Source organism: Kineosporia babensis, from assembly GCF_021129305.1.
In the GTDB taxonomy this organism is placed as follows: domain Bacteria; phylum Actinomycetota; class Actinomycetes; order Actinomycetales; family Kineosporiaceae; genus Kineosporia; species Kineosporia babensis.
Genome location: NZ_JAJOMB010000002.1, coordinates 268,304 through 283,923, shown reverse-complemented (window position 1 = coordinate 283,923; position 15,620 = coordinate 268,304). Strand labels below are relative to the sequence as shown.

At 69.8% G+C, this 15,620-nt stretch carries 11 protein-coding genes; 4 read left to right on the top strand and 7 right to left on the bottom strand.

The annotated features are described in order from the left end of the window. The first annotated feature begins 100 nt into the window (after positions 1 to 100). Positions 101 to 2,656 (top strand): aminopeptidase N, encoded by a 2,556-nt coding sequence (gene pepN / locus LR394_RS04775; RefSeq protein ID WP_231439126.1) that lies wholly within the window; start codon positions 101 to 103, stop codon positions 2,654 to 2,656. Between the two features lie 78 nt (positions 2,657 to 2,734). Here pepN and LR394_RS04770 read toward each other — a convergent pair whose 3' ends face one another. From LR394_RS04770 to malQ, 4 genes are all read right to left on the bottom strand, one after another. Further along, on the bottom strand, positions 2,735 to 4,621 hold the full coding sequence (locus LR394_RS04770; RefSeq protein ID WP_231439125.1) for a glycosyl hydrolase: 1,887 nt from the start codon (positions 4,619 to 4,621) through the stop codon (positions 2,735 to 2,737). A gap of 104 nt (positions 4,622 to 4,725) precedes the next feature. After that, positions 4,726 to 5,796: a glycoside hydrolase family 26 protein gene (locus LR394_RS04765; RefSeq protein WP_231439124.1), complete on the bottom strand. Its 1,071-nt coding sequence runs from the start codon at positions 5,794 to 5,796 to the stop codon at positions 4,726 to 4,728. A 21-nt stretch (positions 5,797 to 5,817) separates the two neighbouring features. Beyond that, positions 5,818 to 6,507, bottom strand: coding sequence for a pentapeptide repeat-containing protein (locus LR394_RS04760; protein WP_231439123.1), 690 nt, complete (start codon positions 6,505 to 6,507; stop codon positions 5,818 to 5,820). Continuing rightward, positions 6,504 to 8,927 carry a 4-alpha-glucanotransferase gene (gene malQ / locus LR394_RS04755; RefSeq protein WP_231439122.1) on the bottom strand — a complete coding sequence of 808 codons (2,424 nt, stop codon included), beginning with the start codon at positions 8,925 to 8,927 and terminating at the stop codon, positions 6,504 to 6,506. Before malQ ends, LR394_RS04760 begins: the two co-directional genes overlap by 4 nt. Positions 8,928 to 9,098: 171 nt before the next feature. On the opposite strand from malQ, the gene LR394_RS04750 reads away from it, so the two are divergent. From LR394_RS04750 to LR394_RS04740, 3 genes are all read left to right on the top strand, one after another. Beyond that, positions 9,099 to 11,279 carry a prolyl oligopeptidase family serine peptidase gene (locus LR394_RS04750; protein WP_231439121.1) on the top strand — a complete coding sequence of 727 codons (2,181 nt, stop codon included), beginning with the start codon at positions 9,099 to 9,101 and terminating at the stop codon, positions 11,277 to 11,279. A 162-nt stretch (positions 11,280 to 11,441) separates the two neighbouring features. Next, positions 11,442 to 12,746, top strand: a complete 1,305-nt coding sequence (locus LR394_RS04745; protein ID WP_231439120.1) for a mechanosensitive ion channel family protein — start codon at positions 11,442 to 11,444, stop codon at positions 12,744 to 12,746. A 15-nt stretch (positions 12,747 to 12,761) separates the two neighbouring features. Beyond that, on the top strand, positions 12,762 to 13,433 hold the full coding sequence (locus LR394_RS04740) for a helix-turn-helix domain-containing protein (protein ID WP_231439119.1): 672 nt from the start codon (positions 12,762 to 12,764) through the stop codon (positions 13,431 to 13,433). Between the two features lie 40 nt (positions 13,434 to 13,473). Here the strand turns inward: LR394_RS04740 and LR394_RS04735 are convergent, their stop codons facing one another. From LR394_RS04735 to LR394_RS04725, 3 genes are read right to left on the bottom strand one after another with little or no spacing between them, the layout of a single operon-like run. After that, a complete protein-coding gene (locus LR394_RS04735) occupies positions 13,474 to 13,872 on the bottom strand; it encodes a VOC family protein (RefSeq protein WP_231439118.1) in 399 nt (132 codons plus the stop codon). A gap of 51 nt (positions 13,873 to 13,923) precedes the next feature. Continuing rightward, a complete protein-coding gene (locus tag LR394_RS04730; protein ID WP_231439117.1) occupies positions 13,924 to 14,742 on the bottom strand; it encodes an ABC transporter permease in 819 nt (272 codons plus the stop codon). After that, positions 14,739 to 15,521, bottom strand: a complete 783-nt coding sequence (locus LR394_RS04725) for an ABC transporter ATP-binding protein (protein ID WP_231439116.1) — start codon at positions 15,519 to 15,521, stop codon at positions 14,739 to 14,741. The genes LR394_RS04730 and LR394_RS04725 overlap by 4 nt, the downstream gene beginning before the upstream one ends. Positions 15,522 to 15,620: the final 99 nt, after the last annotated feature.

Here is a 15,620-nt window from a genome sequence, read left to right as displayed (position 1 = left end):
CCAGCACCCCTGAGCGCCACGCCGAGGGGCCAGGCCGGCACCGCGACCCGGCACCGCCTGAGCCCGTCCGACCTCTGACGCCCCACCGAGGAGGAAATCTGTGCCCGGCACGAACCTGACCCGCGACGAGGCGGCCGCCCGCGCCGCCGTGTTCACGGTGCAGTCGTACGACATCGACCTGGACCTGACCGGTGGCGAGGAGACCTTCACCTCGCGCACCACGGTGAAGTTCACCGCCGTCGGCACGCTGCCGGAAGAGTTGTTCATCGATCTGATCGCGCCCACGGTGCACGAGGTCGTCCTGAACGGCGTCGCCCTGGACGTCAGCCAGGTGGTCAGCACGGCCCGGATCGCCCTGCCGGGAGTGACCACGGGCGCCAACGAACTGCAGGTCGTCGCCGACGCCGCGTACATGCAGACGGGTGAGGGCCTGCACCGCTTCGTCGACCCGGTGGACGGCGAGACGTACCTGTACACGCAGTTCGAGGTGGCCGACGCGCGGCGGGTGTTCGCCTGCTTCGACCAGCCCGACCTGAAGGCGGTCTACACCTGGACGGTCAAGGCCCCCAGCCACTGGCAGGTGGTCACCGTCGCCACCGCGGTCGAGCCCGAGCCGGCCGAGAACGGGACCGCCGTCTGGCGTTTCGGGCCCACCGAGCTGATGAGCCCGTACGTCACCGCGCTGGTCGCCGGCCCCTACCACCGGGTCACCGACGAGCTGACCGTGCGCGACGGCCGGACCATCCCGCTCGGCGTGTTCTGCCGCAAGTCGCTGGCCGAGCACCTGGACGCGGACAACGTCATCGCGATCACCAAGGCCGGATTCGCCTGGTTCGAGAAGACCTTCGACTGCGACTACCCGTTCCCCAAGTACGACCAGCTGTTCGTCCCCGAGTTCAACGCCGGGGCGATGGAGAACGCCGGCACGGTGACCATCACCGAGGTCTACGTGTTCCGCTCGCGGGTGCCCGAGGCCCTGATCGAGCGCCGGGCGCTGACCATCCTGCACGAGCTGGCCCACATGTGGTTCGGCGACCTGGTCACCATGCGCTGGTGGGACGATCTGTGGCTGAACGAGTCGTTCGCCGAGTACGCCAGCACCCGCTGCCAGGCCGAGGCGACCCGGTGGGCCACCTCCTGGACCACTTTCAGCAGCGCCGAGAAGTCCTGGGCGTACCGGCAGGACCAGCTCAGCTCGACCCACCCGATCGTGGCCGACATCCGCGACCTGGAGGACGTCGAGGTCAACTTCGACGGGATCACCTACGCCAAGGGCGCTTCGGTGCTCAAGCAGCTGGTGCACTGGGTCGGTGAGAAGGACTTCGACGCCGGCCTGCGGCAGTACTTCAAGACCCACGCCTGGCAGAACACCACGCTGAAGGACCTGCTCGGGCACCTGGAGCAGACCAGCGGCCGGGACCTGGACAGCTGGTCGAAGGCCTGGCTGCAGACCGCCGGGGTGAACACCCTGCGCCCGGTGGTGGAGACCGGCGAGGACCGGGTGATCACCCGGTTCGCGATCGCCCAGGAAGCCGCCGCCGAGTACCCGCACCTGCGCCCGCACCGGCTCGTGGTCGGTGGGTACGACCTGGTTGAGGGCAAACTGCGGCGCACCACCCGGATCGAGCTGGACGTGGCCGGGGAGCTCACCGAGGTCCCGCAGCTGTCCGGAAAGGCCCGGCCCGACCTGATCCTGATCAACGACGAGGATCTGGCCTACACCAAGATCCGCCTGGACGCGGGCTCGCTGGACACCGCGATGGGCCACCTCGCCGACTTCGAGGACAGCCTGGCCCGCACCCTGGTCTGGGGCGCGGCCTGGGACATGACCCGCGACGCCGAGCTGCCCGCAAGGTCTTTCGTCGACCTGGTGCTCTCGAACATCGCCTCGGTGGACGACCCGAGCGTGGCCCAGACCCTGCTGCGCCAGCTCGCCGCCACGCTGGAGTCGTACGTGGCGCCGGAGTTCCGCAAGGAGACCGTCGCCACCGCTGCGGACCGGCTGTTCGCACTGCTGAAGACGGCCGAGCCGGGCAGCGACATGCAGCTGCTGCTGGCCCGTTCGTTCGCCGCGCACGCCGGCACCCCGGAACAGCTGGCCGCGGTGGAGACGCTGCTGTCGGGTGCGCTGAGCATCGACGGCCTGGCGGTGGACACCGAGATGCGCTGGGGTCTGCTGATCGCGCTGGTGGCCGGGGGTACGGTCGGCGAGAGCGAGATCGCCGCCGAACTGGCCAGGGACGACACGGCGACCGGCCGGGTGCACGCGGCGGCGGCCCGGGCCGCGATCCCGACGCCGGAGGCCAAGGCGGCGGCGTTCAAGAGCGTGGTCGAGGACGGCGATCTGCCGAACACCGTGCAGCAGGCCGTGATCGGTGGGTTCGGCCGGGTGCACGACCGTTCGCTGCTGGCGCCCTACGTCGCGCCCTACTTCGCGTCGCTGACCAAGGTTTACGCCGAGCGCACGAACGAGATGTCCGCGCAGATCGCCACCGGCCTGTACCCGTCGGCGCAGCCGGTGCTGGAGGTGCTGGCCGCCACCGAGCAGTGGCTGGCGGACTCCGAGGCCGAGCCGGCGCTGCGCCGTCTGGTGGTCGAGGGCCGCGACGCGGTGGCCCGGGCCGGGCGCGCGCAGGAGCGAGACCTGCGCGGCTGAGCCAAAGCCGGTAAACCACAATGGAGGACGTCGTACCCGGCTCGGGTACGACGTCCTCCATTGGGTTGGTGGTCCGGTCTACTTCCCGAAGAGCTTGATGTACCTCTTCAGGGACTTCTCCTGCACCGAGAGCTGGTGCGTGCCCTTGGAACCCACGTCGAACTCGAAGTAGGCCTGGTAGGCCACGTTGTTGCGCGGGTCGTCGACGAACTTGTACATCTGCTCGATGAAGTAGGGGTTGTCGTCACCGCCCTGCTTGTCCGGGCGCTCCCAGATCCCCCACTCCGGCAGCGACAGGGGCTTCTTCTTCGACTTGGCGAACCCGGCCCAGAAGTTCAGGCCGAAGTTCGCGTCCATGATGTTCTGCCAGGCCAGCTCCTGGTGCCCGCGCCGGCACTCGTTGTTGCACTGTCCGGGGTAGGGGTAGGAGCCCTCCGCCCAGGAGATGTCGTACACGTCGACCCCGATGTAGTCGACGTACTTGTTGCCCGGGTAGAAGAGCGTGGAGTCGTAACTGTCACCGCCGTTGTTGACGTTCCAGTCGAACTCCAGCCCCTCGGCGCCGGGCACCGAGCGCATGGTGGTGACGATCTCCCGCCAGTAGGCCTTGAAGTGCTTGTTGCCCTCGGCGCCTTCCGGGTGCCATTTGAAGGAACTCACGTTGGCTTCCCAGCCGAGCCGCAGGATCGCGTCGCCCTGGCCGTAGGCGACCAGGTTCTTGGCGAGGGTCTCGTAGTAGCCGTTGTAGTCCCCCTGGGCGCCGCGCTCGAGGGTGGACGGCTCGGACTTGATCCCCGGCAGCATGGCGGTGGCGAAGACCATCCGGTACTCGGTGCCCTGCCAGGTACGCAGCATGGAGAGCGGGTTGGCGATGTCGTCCCAGGTACGCCGGGGCGAGTAGTCGACCACGTACTGCATGTCGAGGCCCAGTTGGTCCTCGAACGCGGCCACCGCCGAAGGTGAGGTTCCCCGGAAGACCCCGCGTTTGACCTTCTTCTCGGCTCCGCTGGTGGCCTCGGCCTTCTTCTCCTCGTCGGCGCTGTCGTCCGGAGCGACGACCTGGCCGGGGGTAGACACGCTGGCCTGCCCGGTGGAGGCGTCGTCGCCCCCGCGGCCCATCGCGTAGAACACACCGACGATCACCAGCAGGAGGGCAAGAGCGCCGGCACCGAAGATCAGCGGACGTCGGTCGCGCTTCTTGGGCCGGCGGAACGATTCGGGGTTGTTGGGTGGGCGACGGCCCGGACCGTCGTCCTGCGGGACGAGATCGTCGAAGCTGGGCCGGCGGCGAACCAGATTGATGACGCCGGACGCGGCGGTCAGCGGTCCGAGACGGCTGGAGCGGGTACGGGCGGGGCGGTCTTCCGGCTGTTCTGGTCGTTCTGATTGCGGTCGGCGGCTGCGCTGTTCGGAGCCCTGATTGCGCTGGTCGGAGCCCTGGTTGCGCCGGTCCGGGCTCTGGCCTCGCTGATCAGCCCGGCCGGCCCAGCCGCGCGGCACCCGTTCGTCCGGCTGCTCGTCCCAGCTGTCCCGTTGCCGGCCGCCGTAGTCCCGACCGCCGTCGTCCCAGCCACCACTGTCCCGACCGCCGCCGTCCCAGCCACCACTGTCCCGACCGCCGTCGTCCCAACCACGATCGCCTCGGCCAGCACTGCCTCGATCGGCACTGCCCCGGTCCGCGCTGTCGAATCCGTAGCCGCCGAAACGGTCGCTCTCGTGCCGATCGGTGCGGTGCGGGTTCCCGAATCCCGGCTCCGAGTCGTACCGGTCACCACCGCGCACCTCAGCATTGGACCAGTCAGCGCCGGACCAGTCAGCGCTGCCCCGGCCCGACTCGTCGTCAAACGCCGGTTGCTGCCCGTCAGCGGGCCACGCGCGTTGATCTCTTTCGTTCCGGCCGCCGCGCGACGGATCTTCGGGCTCGGTCAGGAAGGGATGCGTCGGGCGCACCGGGCGTTCAGGCATAGCCGGGCACTGGTCTCCTACTCCCCCTGGCGACGTGGCTGAAGTGACTCACGGCCAGAAAGTGTACTAATGACCGACTTTCCCGTTGACCAACTTGAGTAAGTTCATCCGAAGTGCTCCAGAAACACAGCCTGTGAATCCGGCATGGAGCTGAGCAGATGGTTGCCGCTGTCACCCACGTCGTACTGGAAGTACGCCTGATAGGCCACGTTGTTCACCGGATCGTCGATGAATTCGTGCATCCGCTGAATGAAGTACGGATTGTCACCGCCGCCGTGACCGTCGGTGAGAGTGCGATCCCACAGCCCCCACTCCGGCAGCGACACCGGCTTGTCGTGCCGGGCCGCGAACTGCGACCAGAACTTCAGGCCGTACTTGGAGTTGTACGTGTCCTGCCAGGCCCTCTTCTGGCGCGCCAGCCGGCAGTCGGCGTCGCACTCGGCCGGGTAGGGGTAGGTCTTCTTGGCCCACGAGATGTCGTAGACGTCCACGCCGACGTAGTCCACGAACCCGTCGCCCGGGTAGAACCGGGTGCTGTCGTACCGGTTGCCGCCGTTGCTGGGGTTCCAGTCGAACTCCAGGCCCTCCGCTCCGGGCACCGAGCGCATGGTGGTGACCACCTGGCGCCAGTAGCCGATGAAGTCCTCGCGCTCGCCCGGGTGCCAGCGCCAGGTGCCCAGGTTGAACTCCCAGCCCAGCCGCAGGATGGCGTCCTCCTGGCCGTACTCGACCAGGTTCTCGGCCAGCTGCCGGTAGTGCCGGTTGTACTTGCCCTCGGCCCCGGCGGCCAGGCTGACCTTGAGGTTCTTGTCCTCGGGGAGCATGGCCAGGCCGTAGACGATCCGGTAGTCGTGCTCCTGCCAGGCCCGCAGCTGGTCGTAGGGGTTGGCGATCTCGTCCCAGCTGGAGCGCCGCGAGAAGTCGATCACGTAGTCCACGTCACGGCCCAGCCAGTCGCCGAACGCCTGCACCTCCTCGGGCGAGGTGCTGCGGAAGACGCCGATCCTGGCGCCGCGGTCATCGGCCGGAGCGGCTGTGGTCGCGGCCTGCGGTTCGGGCTCGGACCCGGTGTTCTCGGAATCCGAGGGGCCCAGCAGGCCGTAGACGGTGGCGGCGACCGCGACGATCACCACGAGCAGGACAGCCAGGAGCGAGACGACCCGCGAGCGGGACATTTTCGGTTGTGCACTCACGGATTACGCGATCTCCGGTGGGGACGAGTCGTCGACGACCATGCCGAAGTCGGCAGCCAGCAACGGGGCCAGCTGCTGCAGCTGGACGGAACTGACGGTGGTGCCGGACAACTGGGAGAGCCCTGTGATCCGGTGCAGCTCGGCGCCCCGCAGGTCGACCTCTTTCAGCTCAGCCCGCTGCACGTCGAGAATCTGCACCGAGCTCTTCACGAAGGCCACGCACTCAGCCACCGCATCGGCCAGGTCCAGCTCCTCGATGGTGCAACGGGTGAAGGCCACGTCGCGCAGCCGGGCCGCCCGCAGGTTCAGGTAGGTGATCTTGCAGTCCACGAAATGCACGGAGGACCAGCTGTTCTCGTACATCTCGGCCGAGCCGATCCGGGCGCCCTCGACCCGCACGTCCCGCCAGTCACCCCGTCCGGCCCGCAACGAGGGGAACCGGGACTGGGCCACCACGGTGTCGCGCAGCCGGGTCGAGCGCAGGTCGGCCTCGTCCGCCGCCACGTCGGTGAAGCTGCACTCCATCACCACGGCGTTGGACAGGTCGACGGCCTCCGTCTGGACACCCTGAAACGCCAGGCCGTCGATCCGGGCGCCGCGGGCCAGATCGTCCGCGTGGCCCACTTCCAGCCCGGGAAGGCGGATCTCGGAGATCCGAGGACCTTGGGTACCGGCCCGCCTGCGCTGGATCACTCCGGTTCCACCCAGTCGTCCGGGTGCAGGCGGGCGTCCACGGTGCGGACCAGGCTGGTCACCCGGGCCGAGTCCATCAGGTCCTCCAGCAGGACCGGCTGGCCCACCCCGTCGGCCAGAGGCACCCGCCAGTTCGGGTATTCGTCGTTGGTGCCGGGCTGGTTGATCGTGCGGCGGTCGCCCACCGCGTCGGCCAGCTGCACGCCGATCAGCTTGGCCGGGGTTTGGGTCAGGAACACGTGCAGCGCCTCGACCTTGTCCCGTTCGGTCGGGCCGACCTTGAGCAGGGCGAGCTTGGTGAGCTGGTCCAGCACCGCCTGCCGCTCGGCCGCGTCGATCGCCGCCTCCTGCTCGTAGGGGCGGGTGAGCAGGCCCAGGCGCTCACGCAGCTCGATGTGCTCACCGGCCAGATAGCCTGCGGTGGGCGGCAGGTCGTGGGTGGTGACGGTGGCCAGGCACAGTTCACGCCAGCTCTCCGGGGGCAGCGGCTTGCCGTCGCCCTCGTAGTCCCGCTCGAACCACAGGATGCTGGTGCCGAGAATGCCTCGTTCGGCGAGGTACTCGCGGGCCGAGGCCTCGACGTTGCCCAGGTCCTCGCCGATCACGAAGCAGCCGGCCCGCTGCGCCTCCAGGGCCAGCACCCCGATCATCGCCTCGTGGTCGTAGCGCACGTAGGTGCCGTCGGCCGGGGAGTTGCCCACCGGCACCCACCAGAACCGGAAAAGCCCGATGATGTGGTCGATCCGGAGGGCACCGGCATGCCGCAGCAGGGTGCGCAGCATGTCGCGGTAGGGGGCGTAGGCCAGTTCGGCCAGCCGGTCGGGCCGCCACGGAGGCTGCGACCAGTCCTGGCCCTGCTGGTTGAACGCGTCCGGCGGGGCGCCGGCCGTGACGCCCATCGCCAGTACGTCCGAAAGGGCCCAGGCGTCAGCCCCGTCGGGGTGCACACCCACGGCCAGGTCGTGCACCACGCCGACCGACATGCCGGAGTCCCGGGCCACCGCGCTGACCGCGGCCAGCTGCTGGTCCAGGCACCACTGCAGCCACATGTGGAACTCGACCCGGTCGGTCAGTTCCTCGCGGAGCTGCTTGACCGCCGCGCTGCGCGGGTCGAGGAAGTGCTCGGGCCAGTCGGCGGCCGGCAGCCCGTAGCGCTCGGCCAGCGTGCACCAGGTGGCGAAGTCCTCCAGGCCCTGGCCCTCACGGACGCAGAACGCCTCGAACGCGGCCTGGCGCTCCCGGCTGCGCGGGAACTCGAAAACCGTCTGCAGGGCGGCGGACTTGGCCTCCCACACGGCGTCGCGGTCGAGCTCGCCCGGGTCGGTGTTGAGCGCGCGCATCGCCTCGGCCTGCCACTCCAGGATCGCGCGCTCGGTGGAGGGCAGGTAGCCGACCTCGGGGATGTCCTCGACCCGCAGGTAGATCGGGTTGAAGAAGCGGCGGGTGCTGGGCAGGTAGGGCGAGGGCGTCATCGGGGTGACCGGCTCGGCCGCGTGCAGCGGGTTGACCAGGACGAAGTCCGCCCCGCCGGAACGTGCGCTCCAGCCGGTGAGCTCGGCCAGGTCGGCCAGGTCGCCCAGGCCCCAGGATCGGGACGAGCGCACCGAGTACAGCTGGGTCATGAATCCCCAGGCCCGGTCGTCCGCCACCGACTGCGGCAGGTCGATGGTGCGTGGGGTGACGATGTACGTGCTGAACGCCTCGGCCGCGGCGGAGGTGGGGTTCTCGCTGCCGGGGTAGCGGGCCTGCGGCTGGTAGCGGGCCCAGATGGTGTGGTAGCCGAGCGGGATGTCGCCCAGCACCATGTAGTTCACCCGGCGGACGGTGTGCCCGTCGAAGGTGGAGCGGGGCTCCAGCGGCTGCTCGGCCGCGAGCGGCAGGGTGAGCATCGTGCCGTCCTCGGTCTCCAGCCGGACCTCGAGGCGATGCAGCGGCAGCTCGGCGTCGATGTGGACCGGGACGACCGCCTTGTCTCCCTGACGCACCACGGTGACGTCGGGGAGCATCTTCTGCCAGGGGCGGCGCTGCACCTCTTCCAGCGCGGCGCGGACGTGGCGGCCGGTGCGCACCGGCATGTCCAGCGACTCCAGCACCCCGCAGAGGGTGCGGGTGGACACCGGCTGGGTGACGCCCTGCCAGTCCTTGACCTCGGCGGCCACGCCGAGCAGGGCGGCCAGCTCGACCAGTTCGGGCGGGGCGGCAGCGTCCAGGTCGAGGTCGCCGTCGGTCAGGGCGGGCCGGCGGAAACTGCCTTCGTCGTGGTCGGGGTGGTCGTCCGGACCGGTCCGCGCCTTGCCGCCCAGGCTGATCCCGGCGGGCGGGGTGGGGGCGCTGACGTCGTAGACGGAACCCTCGTCGTCCGGGCCGACGATCGAGTCCCGGCGGTCACGGCTGTCACGGGAAGGGCGCTGGTCGGTCACCGTTGTGCTTCCGTCGCGTTCGGTCTGGTCTGGACTCAAGATCTGGACTCAATAGCTGCTGCGAATCCTGCCAGACATCTTCCGGCCGCGCGGGGTGGTGCGACCAGGCCGCCGGTGCTGCTGATCACGCGCCCTCGCCGAACTGTCGCACCCCCCGTTTACTGTGGGCGCATGATCTCCCAACCCGCAGCGTCCCCCGCCGTCCCGGCCGAGCGCCTCGACCTGGTCGAGGATCTGCACGGGCAGCCGGTGGCCGATCCCTACCGCTGGCTGGAAGAGGTGGCCGACGAGCGCACCGAGAAGTGGTCGCTCCAGCAGGACGAGCTGTTCGCCGCCGCGTCCGGCACCTGGCCCGGCCGCGAGCGGATCGGCGCCCGGCTGGGTGAACTGCTCGGCGCCGGGGTGGCCGGGGTGCCGATCTGGCGGGGTGAGCGCACCTTCGCCATGCGCCGTGAGCCCGGGCAGGAGCACAGCGTGCTCCAGGTGCAGGACGAGCCCGGCGGTGAGCGCCGCGTCCTGGTCGACCCGATCGCGATCGACGCCACCGGTACCACCACGCTCGACGCCTGGCAGCCCGACCGGGAGGGCCGGCTGCTGGCCTACCAGCTCTCCGAGGGCGGCACCGAGGAGAGCGTGCTGCGGATCATCGACGTGAGCACCGGCGAGCTGGTGGACGGCCCGATCGACCGGGCCCGCTATTCCCCGGTGTCCTGGATCCCCGGCGGCCTGCCCGACCCGCAGGCCCCCGAAGGCCGGGTGCCTGCCTTCTACTACGTGCGCCGCCTGCCGAAAGACCAGGTTCCGGCCGGTGAGGAGCAGTACCACCGGCGAATCTGGTTGCACCGCCTGGGTTCTGATCCGGACAGCGACGTGCAGGTGTTCGGCGACGGGCACGACGCCCGGACCTATTTCGGGGTGGGCCTGTCGCGGGACGGGCGCTGGCTGATCGTCTCCGCCGCGGTGGGCACCGCGCCGCGTAACGATGTCTGGATCGCCGACCTGAGCGCTCCGGGCGCTCATCAGCAGCCGGAGTTCGTGCCGATCGCCACCGGCCTGGACGCCCAGTTCGGCGCGCACGTGGGCCGGGACGGGCGGCTGTACGTCTTCACCGACCTGGACGCCCCGCGGGGCCGGCTCGCGGTCTGCGACCCGAGCACGCCCGGCCCCGAGCACTGGCGCGACCTGATCCCGCAGCACCCGGAGGCGGTGCTGCAGGACTACACCGTGCTGGACGGCGAGCAGCTGATCGACAACCCGATGCTGCTGGCCAAGTGGACCAGGCACGCCGTCTCCGAGATCAGCGTGCACGACCTGGACTCCGGCTCGCGCTACCCGGGGGCCTCGGGCACGGTCGAACTGCCCGGCGTCGGCTCGGTGGGCGGGCTGTTCTCCCGGCCCGAGGGCGGGCACGAGTGCTGGTTCAGCTACACCGACCACGTCACCCCGCCGCACATCTACCGGCTGGACGGGGTCAGCGGGAAGGTCGAGCTGTTCGACCGGCCGCCCGGCACCGTCGAGGTCCCGGCCGTTCTCACCCGCCAGATCGAGTACAACTCCGCAGACGGCACCACCGTGCGGATGTTCGTCACCTGCCGGGCGGACCTGCTGGACGAGGCCGGGGCGCCGACCGCGGCCCGGCCCACCATCCTCTACGGGTACGGCGGTTTCGGGGTGCCGATGACGCCGGGCTACTCCGCGACCATCCTGGCCTGGGCCGAGGCCGGGGGCGTGTACGCGGTCGCCAACCTGCGCGGCGGCAGCGAAGAGGGTGAGGACTGGCACCGCGCCGGGATGCTCGGCCGTAAACAGAACGTCTTCGACGACTTCCACGCCGCGGCGGAGCATCTGATCGCCACCGGCTGGACGTCGGCGGCCCAGCTGGCGGTCAGCGGCGGCTCGAACGGTGGCCTGCTGGTCGGGGCCGCGCTCACCCAGCGCCCGGAGCTGTACCGGGCGGTGGTCTGCTCGGCGCCGCTGCTGGACATGGTGCGCTACGAGAAGTTCGGCCTGGGAGCCACCTGGAACGTCGAGTACGGCTCGGCCGAGGACGCCGAGCAGTTCGGCTGGCTGCACGCCTACTCGCCGTACCACCAGGTGAGTGAGGGGGTGGAGTACCCGGCCACGCTGTTCACCGTGTTCGACGGCGACACCCGGGTCGATCCGCTGCACGCCCGCAAGCTGTGCGCGGCCCTGCAGTACGCCACCACCGGCGACGCAGCGCAGCGCCCGATCCTGCTGCGGCGGGAGAAGGACGTGGGTCACGGGGCCCGGGCGCTGTCCCGCTCGATCACCTTGTCCACCGACACGATGTCGTTCCTGGCGCATCACACCGGGCTGAGCCTGGAGGGGTAGTTCTGCCCAGCCTGCGCCCCTCCGACTGGAGGGGCGCAGGTGGGTGCGGGGGACGTCCGTACGCAGTTGGGTTGATAAAGCCTGTGAACCGCGCACGGTTCGTCCGGAATTCTCCGGAACCGGGTTTCCCTGGGCCGGGCCGCCGGCGTTAGCCTCGGGCAAATGTTCGCCGCCCCACTCGTCGCCGCCCACACCCAGATCGGTGCGCTGCTCTCGACGTCGACGCCGGACCCGAGCGGGACCGGTTCCCCCTCCCCGACCGAGACCGTCAGCCCCACGCCCACCGCGAGCCCCGAGCCGACCGGCTCCTCCCTGACCGAGACCTGGCAGAACGCCTTCGACGCGGCCCAGAAGAGCGCCTCGGAGAAGGCCTGCAGCCCGGACGACTTCTCGATCTGCGGGGTCACCCTGCGGATCACCGGGAACGACCGGCTCGGGCAGTGGCTGGAGATCCTGATCGGCGGGCCGCTGCGGATCGCCTTCATCATCCTGATCGGCTGGGTGATCCGGAAGGTCGTGCACCGGCTGATCGGGCGGCTGTCCGACCGGATCGTGGCCGGTAACACCGCGGTCGGCAAGAGCTTCGCGGGTGAGGAGGCCGAGGAGGGGGCCGACGACGCGGTGGTCCGCAAGGTCGCCCCGCCGCTGGTCACCCGGCGCCGGGCGCGGGCCAAGACGCTGGCTCAGGTGCTGCGCAGCATCACCACGGTGATCATCTTCATCGTCACCAGCCTGATGGTGCTGGACGAGCTCGGCCTGCCGATCACCCCGCTGCTGGCCAGCTTCAGCGTGATCGGGGTGGCGCTGGGTCTGGGTGCGCAGAGCGTGGTGCGCGACATCCTGGCCGGCATGTTCATGATCCTCGAGGACCAGTACGGCGTGGGCGACTCGGTGAACGTGGGCGAGGCCAGCGGCGTGGTCGAGGCGGTGGGCCTGCGGGTGACCCAGCTGCGCGACATCAACGGCACGGTCTGGTACGTGCGCAACGGCGAGATCCTGTCGGTGGGTAACTCCTCGCAGGGCTGGTCGCGCGCGGTGATCGACGTGAACGTGGGCTTCGAGGAGGACATCGACCACGTCGAGGAGGTGCTCGAGGCGATCGCCGCCGACCTGCGGGCCGACCCGAAGTTCGCGGCCGTGATCATGGAGGACCCGGAGGTCTGGGGCGTCGAGACGGTCACCCCGGACAGCGTGGTGGTGCGCCTGGTGATCAAGACCTTCCCCGACCAGTCGCCGCCGGTGGCCCGGGAGATGCGCCGCCGGATCCGGGTGCGCTTCGCCCGCGAGGGCATCTGGCAGCACTCCACCACCCGCACGATGATCGTCAACTCCGGTGAGCCGATGCCCGCCGGACGTCCGGGGCAGCCCGCCTACGGCTCGCCCGCCGCCCCTTCCGACGAGCACAGCCCGACCTCCGGCGAGACCAGCTCGAAGCGCCATCCGGAAGAGCGGGAACTGGGGCGTTAACTACGCTGGCCAGTTATGACGTACTCCGAGCGGCTGACCGTCCGGCCTGACGTCATTCTCTGGCGAAGCCGTTCCGAGTCCATGCAGCCGTCCTTGATCCTTCCGGACGGCTGCATGGACTTGCTTTGGGACGGGGAACACCTGCGCATCGCCGGACCGGACACCACGGCCCACGTGCATCTCCCCCGCGGTGACACCACCTACCTGGCGCTTCGGTTCTCCGCGGCCACCGGCCCGGCCGCGCTCGGAGTCTCGGCTGCCGAGGTGGCGGACAGACAAGTGCCCCTGGCAGACGTCTGGGGCGACCGCCGCACGGCATTGCTGGAGGAGCAGATTGCGGCTGGCGGAGTTGCTGCGCTGGAACGGTGGCTGATCGGCGCTTCCGCGCCGGCTGATTCGTTAGGTAGCCGGGTTTTCAGCATGGCGCGGGCCGGGCTTCCCGTAGCGGAGATTGCCGACCGTAGTGGTTTCAGCGCTCGCCAACTGCAGCGCCGTAGCAAGGAGCTGTTCGGCTACGGCACCGGTCATCTGCTGCGTGTGCTGCGGTTGCAACGCGCGCTGGGCCGGGCCCGGGCCGGTCAGCCACTCGCCGGGGTGGCTGCCGACACGGGGTACTGCGATCAGGCTCATCTTTCCCGGGAAGTACGCGCGCTGACCGGGCGTACCCCCGTCGAACTCCTCAGCTGAGCAGTGCTTTAGTCGAGCAGTGCTTCACTCGAGCAGGGCTTCACTCGAGCGGGGCGAACAGGTCCACCTGGTTGCCGTCCGGGTCGTGCACCACGGCATAGCGCTGACCCCACGGCGCGTCCCAGGGTTCGAGCTCCCCTTCGTACCCCGCATCGATCACGGCACGGTAGGCCTCGTCCACCTCCGCGGGTGAGCCGGCCTGGAAGGCGATCGCGGACTGCGTCTGGCCCTTCTGCGGCCTGGTCCATTCCGGATGGAACGACTTGATCGTCTCCTCGGTGTCGAAGGCGATCTGAACCCCGCCGACGTCGGCCTGGACGTGCGGTTGGGTGCCCGCCTCGGCCGGGCTGGGCAGGTCCAGGCCGAGCAGCCGGTAGAAGGTCAGGCTGGCCGCCAGGTCGGCGACGACGAGTTCGATCACGGCGAGTCGTAGCTTCATGCCGCCGACGTTACGGGCTGCGACGGCGCTGGTCTTGGATCCTTCGGACGTCTACTGCCCGAGCCTCCGGTAGGCCCGGACCCCCAGCGCGGCGAACACCGCCACCAGCACCGCCTGGCTGATCAGGGCGTAGGGCAGGGCGTGCGTGGCGGCCCAGCTCACGCCCTCGATCTGCCGGCCGCTGAACAGTTCCCGGGCCGAGGTGGCCACGGCCGAGATCGGGTTCAGCTCGGCGATCCAGCCCAGGAACGTCGGCATGGTGCGTGGGTCGATGAACACGGTGGAGAGGAAGCCGATCGGCCAGACCAGGATCTGCACCCCCATCAGGGCTTCCGGCTTGCCGGCCCGGATCCCGATGAACACGCCGAGCCAGAGCATCGAGAAGCGCAGGGTCAGCAGCAGGGCGTAGGCGGCCAGGGCGGGCAGGATCCCGTTCTCCCACCGCCAGCCCAGCAGGAACCCGGCGCAGCTGAGGGCCACCAACTCGACCACCGACGTCAGCAGATCGGCCAGCACACGCCCGAGCAGCACCGCCCCGCCCGAGATCGGCAGCGAGCGGAAGCGGTCGGTGACGGTCTTGTTGGCGTCCGAGGCCAGCGCCGTCATCGTGGCCTCGATCCCGAACATCATGTTCAGCGCGAGCACACCGGGCAGCACGTAGACGAAGTAGTCCCCGGTGCTGCCGGCCACCGCCCCGCCGAACAGGCCGCCCATCATCAGCAGGATCATCACCGGGAAGAGCAGGTTGACCGCGATCAGGCCGGGCTGGGCCCGCCAGTGCAGCAGGGTGCGCCCGGCGATCACCAGGGCCTCGCGGAACAGGCTGGTGGATCCGAACGTGGTGCCGATCGGCGGCGTGGTGGCGCTCATCGGCTGATCACTTCCTCCGAAGTGGCGTGCAGGTGCAGATAGACGTCCTCCAGGGTTGGTTCGCGCAGCTCCCACTTCGGTTCTCCCACAAGTTGTTTCAGATCGGCAGTGGTACCGCGGGCGATCACCGAGCCGGCTTTCAGGATCACCACGTCGTCGGCCAGAGCGTCCGCCTCCTCGAGGTACTGCGTGGTCAGCAGGATCGCCACCCCCTGGTCGGCCATCTCGCGCAGCCGGGCCCAAAGATCGCGCCGGGCGTGCGGATCCACGCCGGTGGTGGGCTCGTCCACGAAAAGCACCCGGGGCGTGGTGATCAGCGAGGTGGCCAGGTCCATCCGGCGCCGCAGACCTCCGGACAGCTTGGACACCACCCGGTCCCCCACCTCGCCGAGCCCGGCCGTCTCCAGCAACCTGGCTGCATGCCGCCTGGCCTCGGCCCGGCGCATCCCGGCGAGCTTCGAGAACAGTTCCAGGTTCTGCCTTCCGGTGAGGATCTCGTCGAGCGCGGCGTACTGGCCCACCAGCCCGATCGAGGCCCGTACCTGCCCCGGATGAGTGGCGATGTCGTACCCCGCCACCTTCACCTGACCCTCGTCCGGAGTCAGGAGGGTGGTGAGAATCCGGATCATCGTGGTCTTTCCGGCGCCGTTGGTCCCGAGCAGCGCACAGATCCGGCCGGCCTCGACGATGATGTCCACCCCGTCGAGCGCCGGCGCCTCAGCTCCCCTGAAGTGCTTGCGCACCCCTCTTGCCTCGATCAGCACTTCCGGTTCTGCCATCTCCCCAACCCCTTTCATCGTTCCGGCCAAGACTCACGACCTTGACCCCGGTGGACCCCAGCCACCCCGCAGCGGTGAGCCGAACCCGCCCGCCAGCCG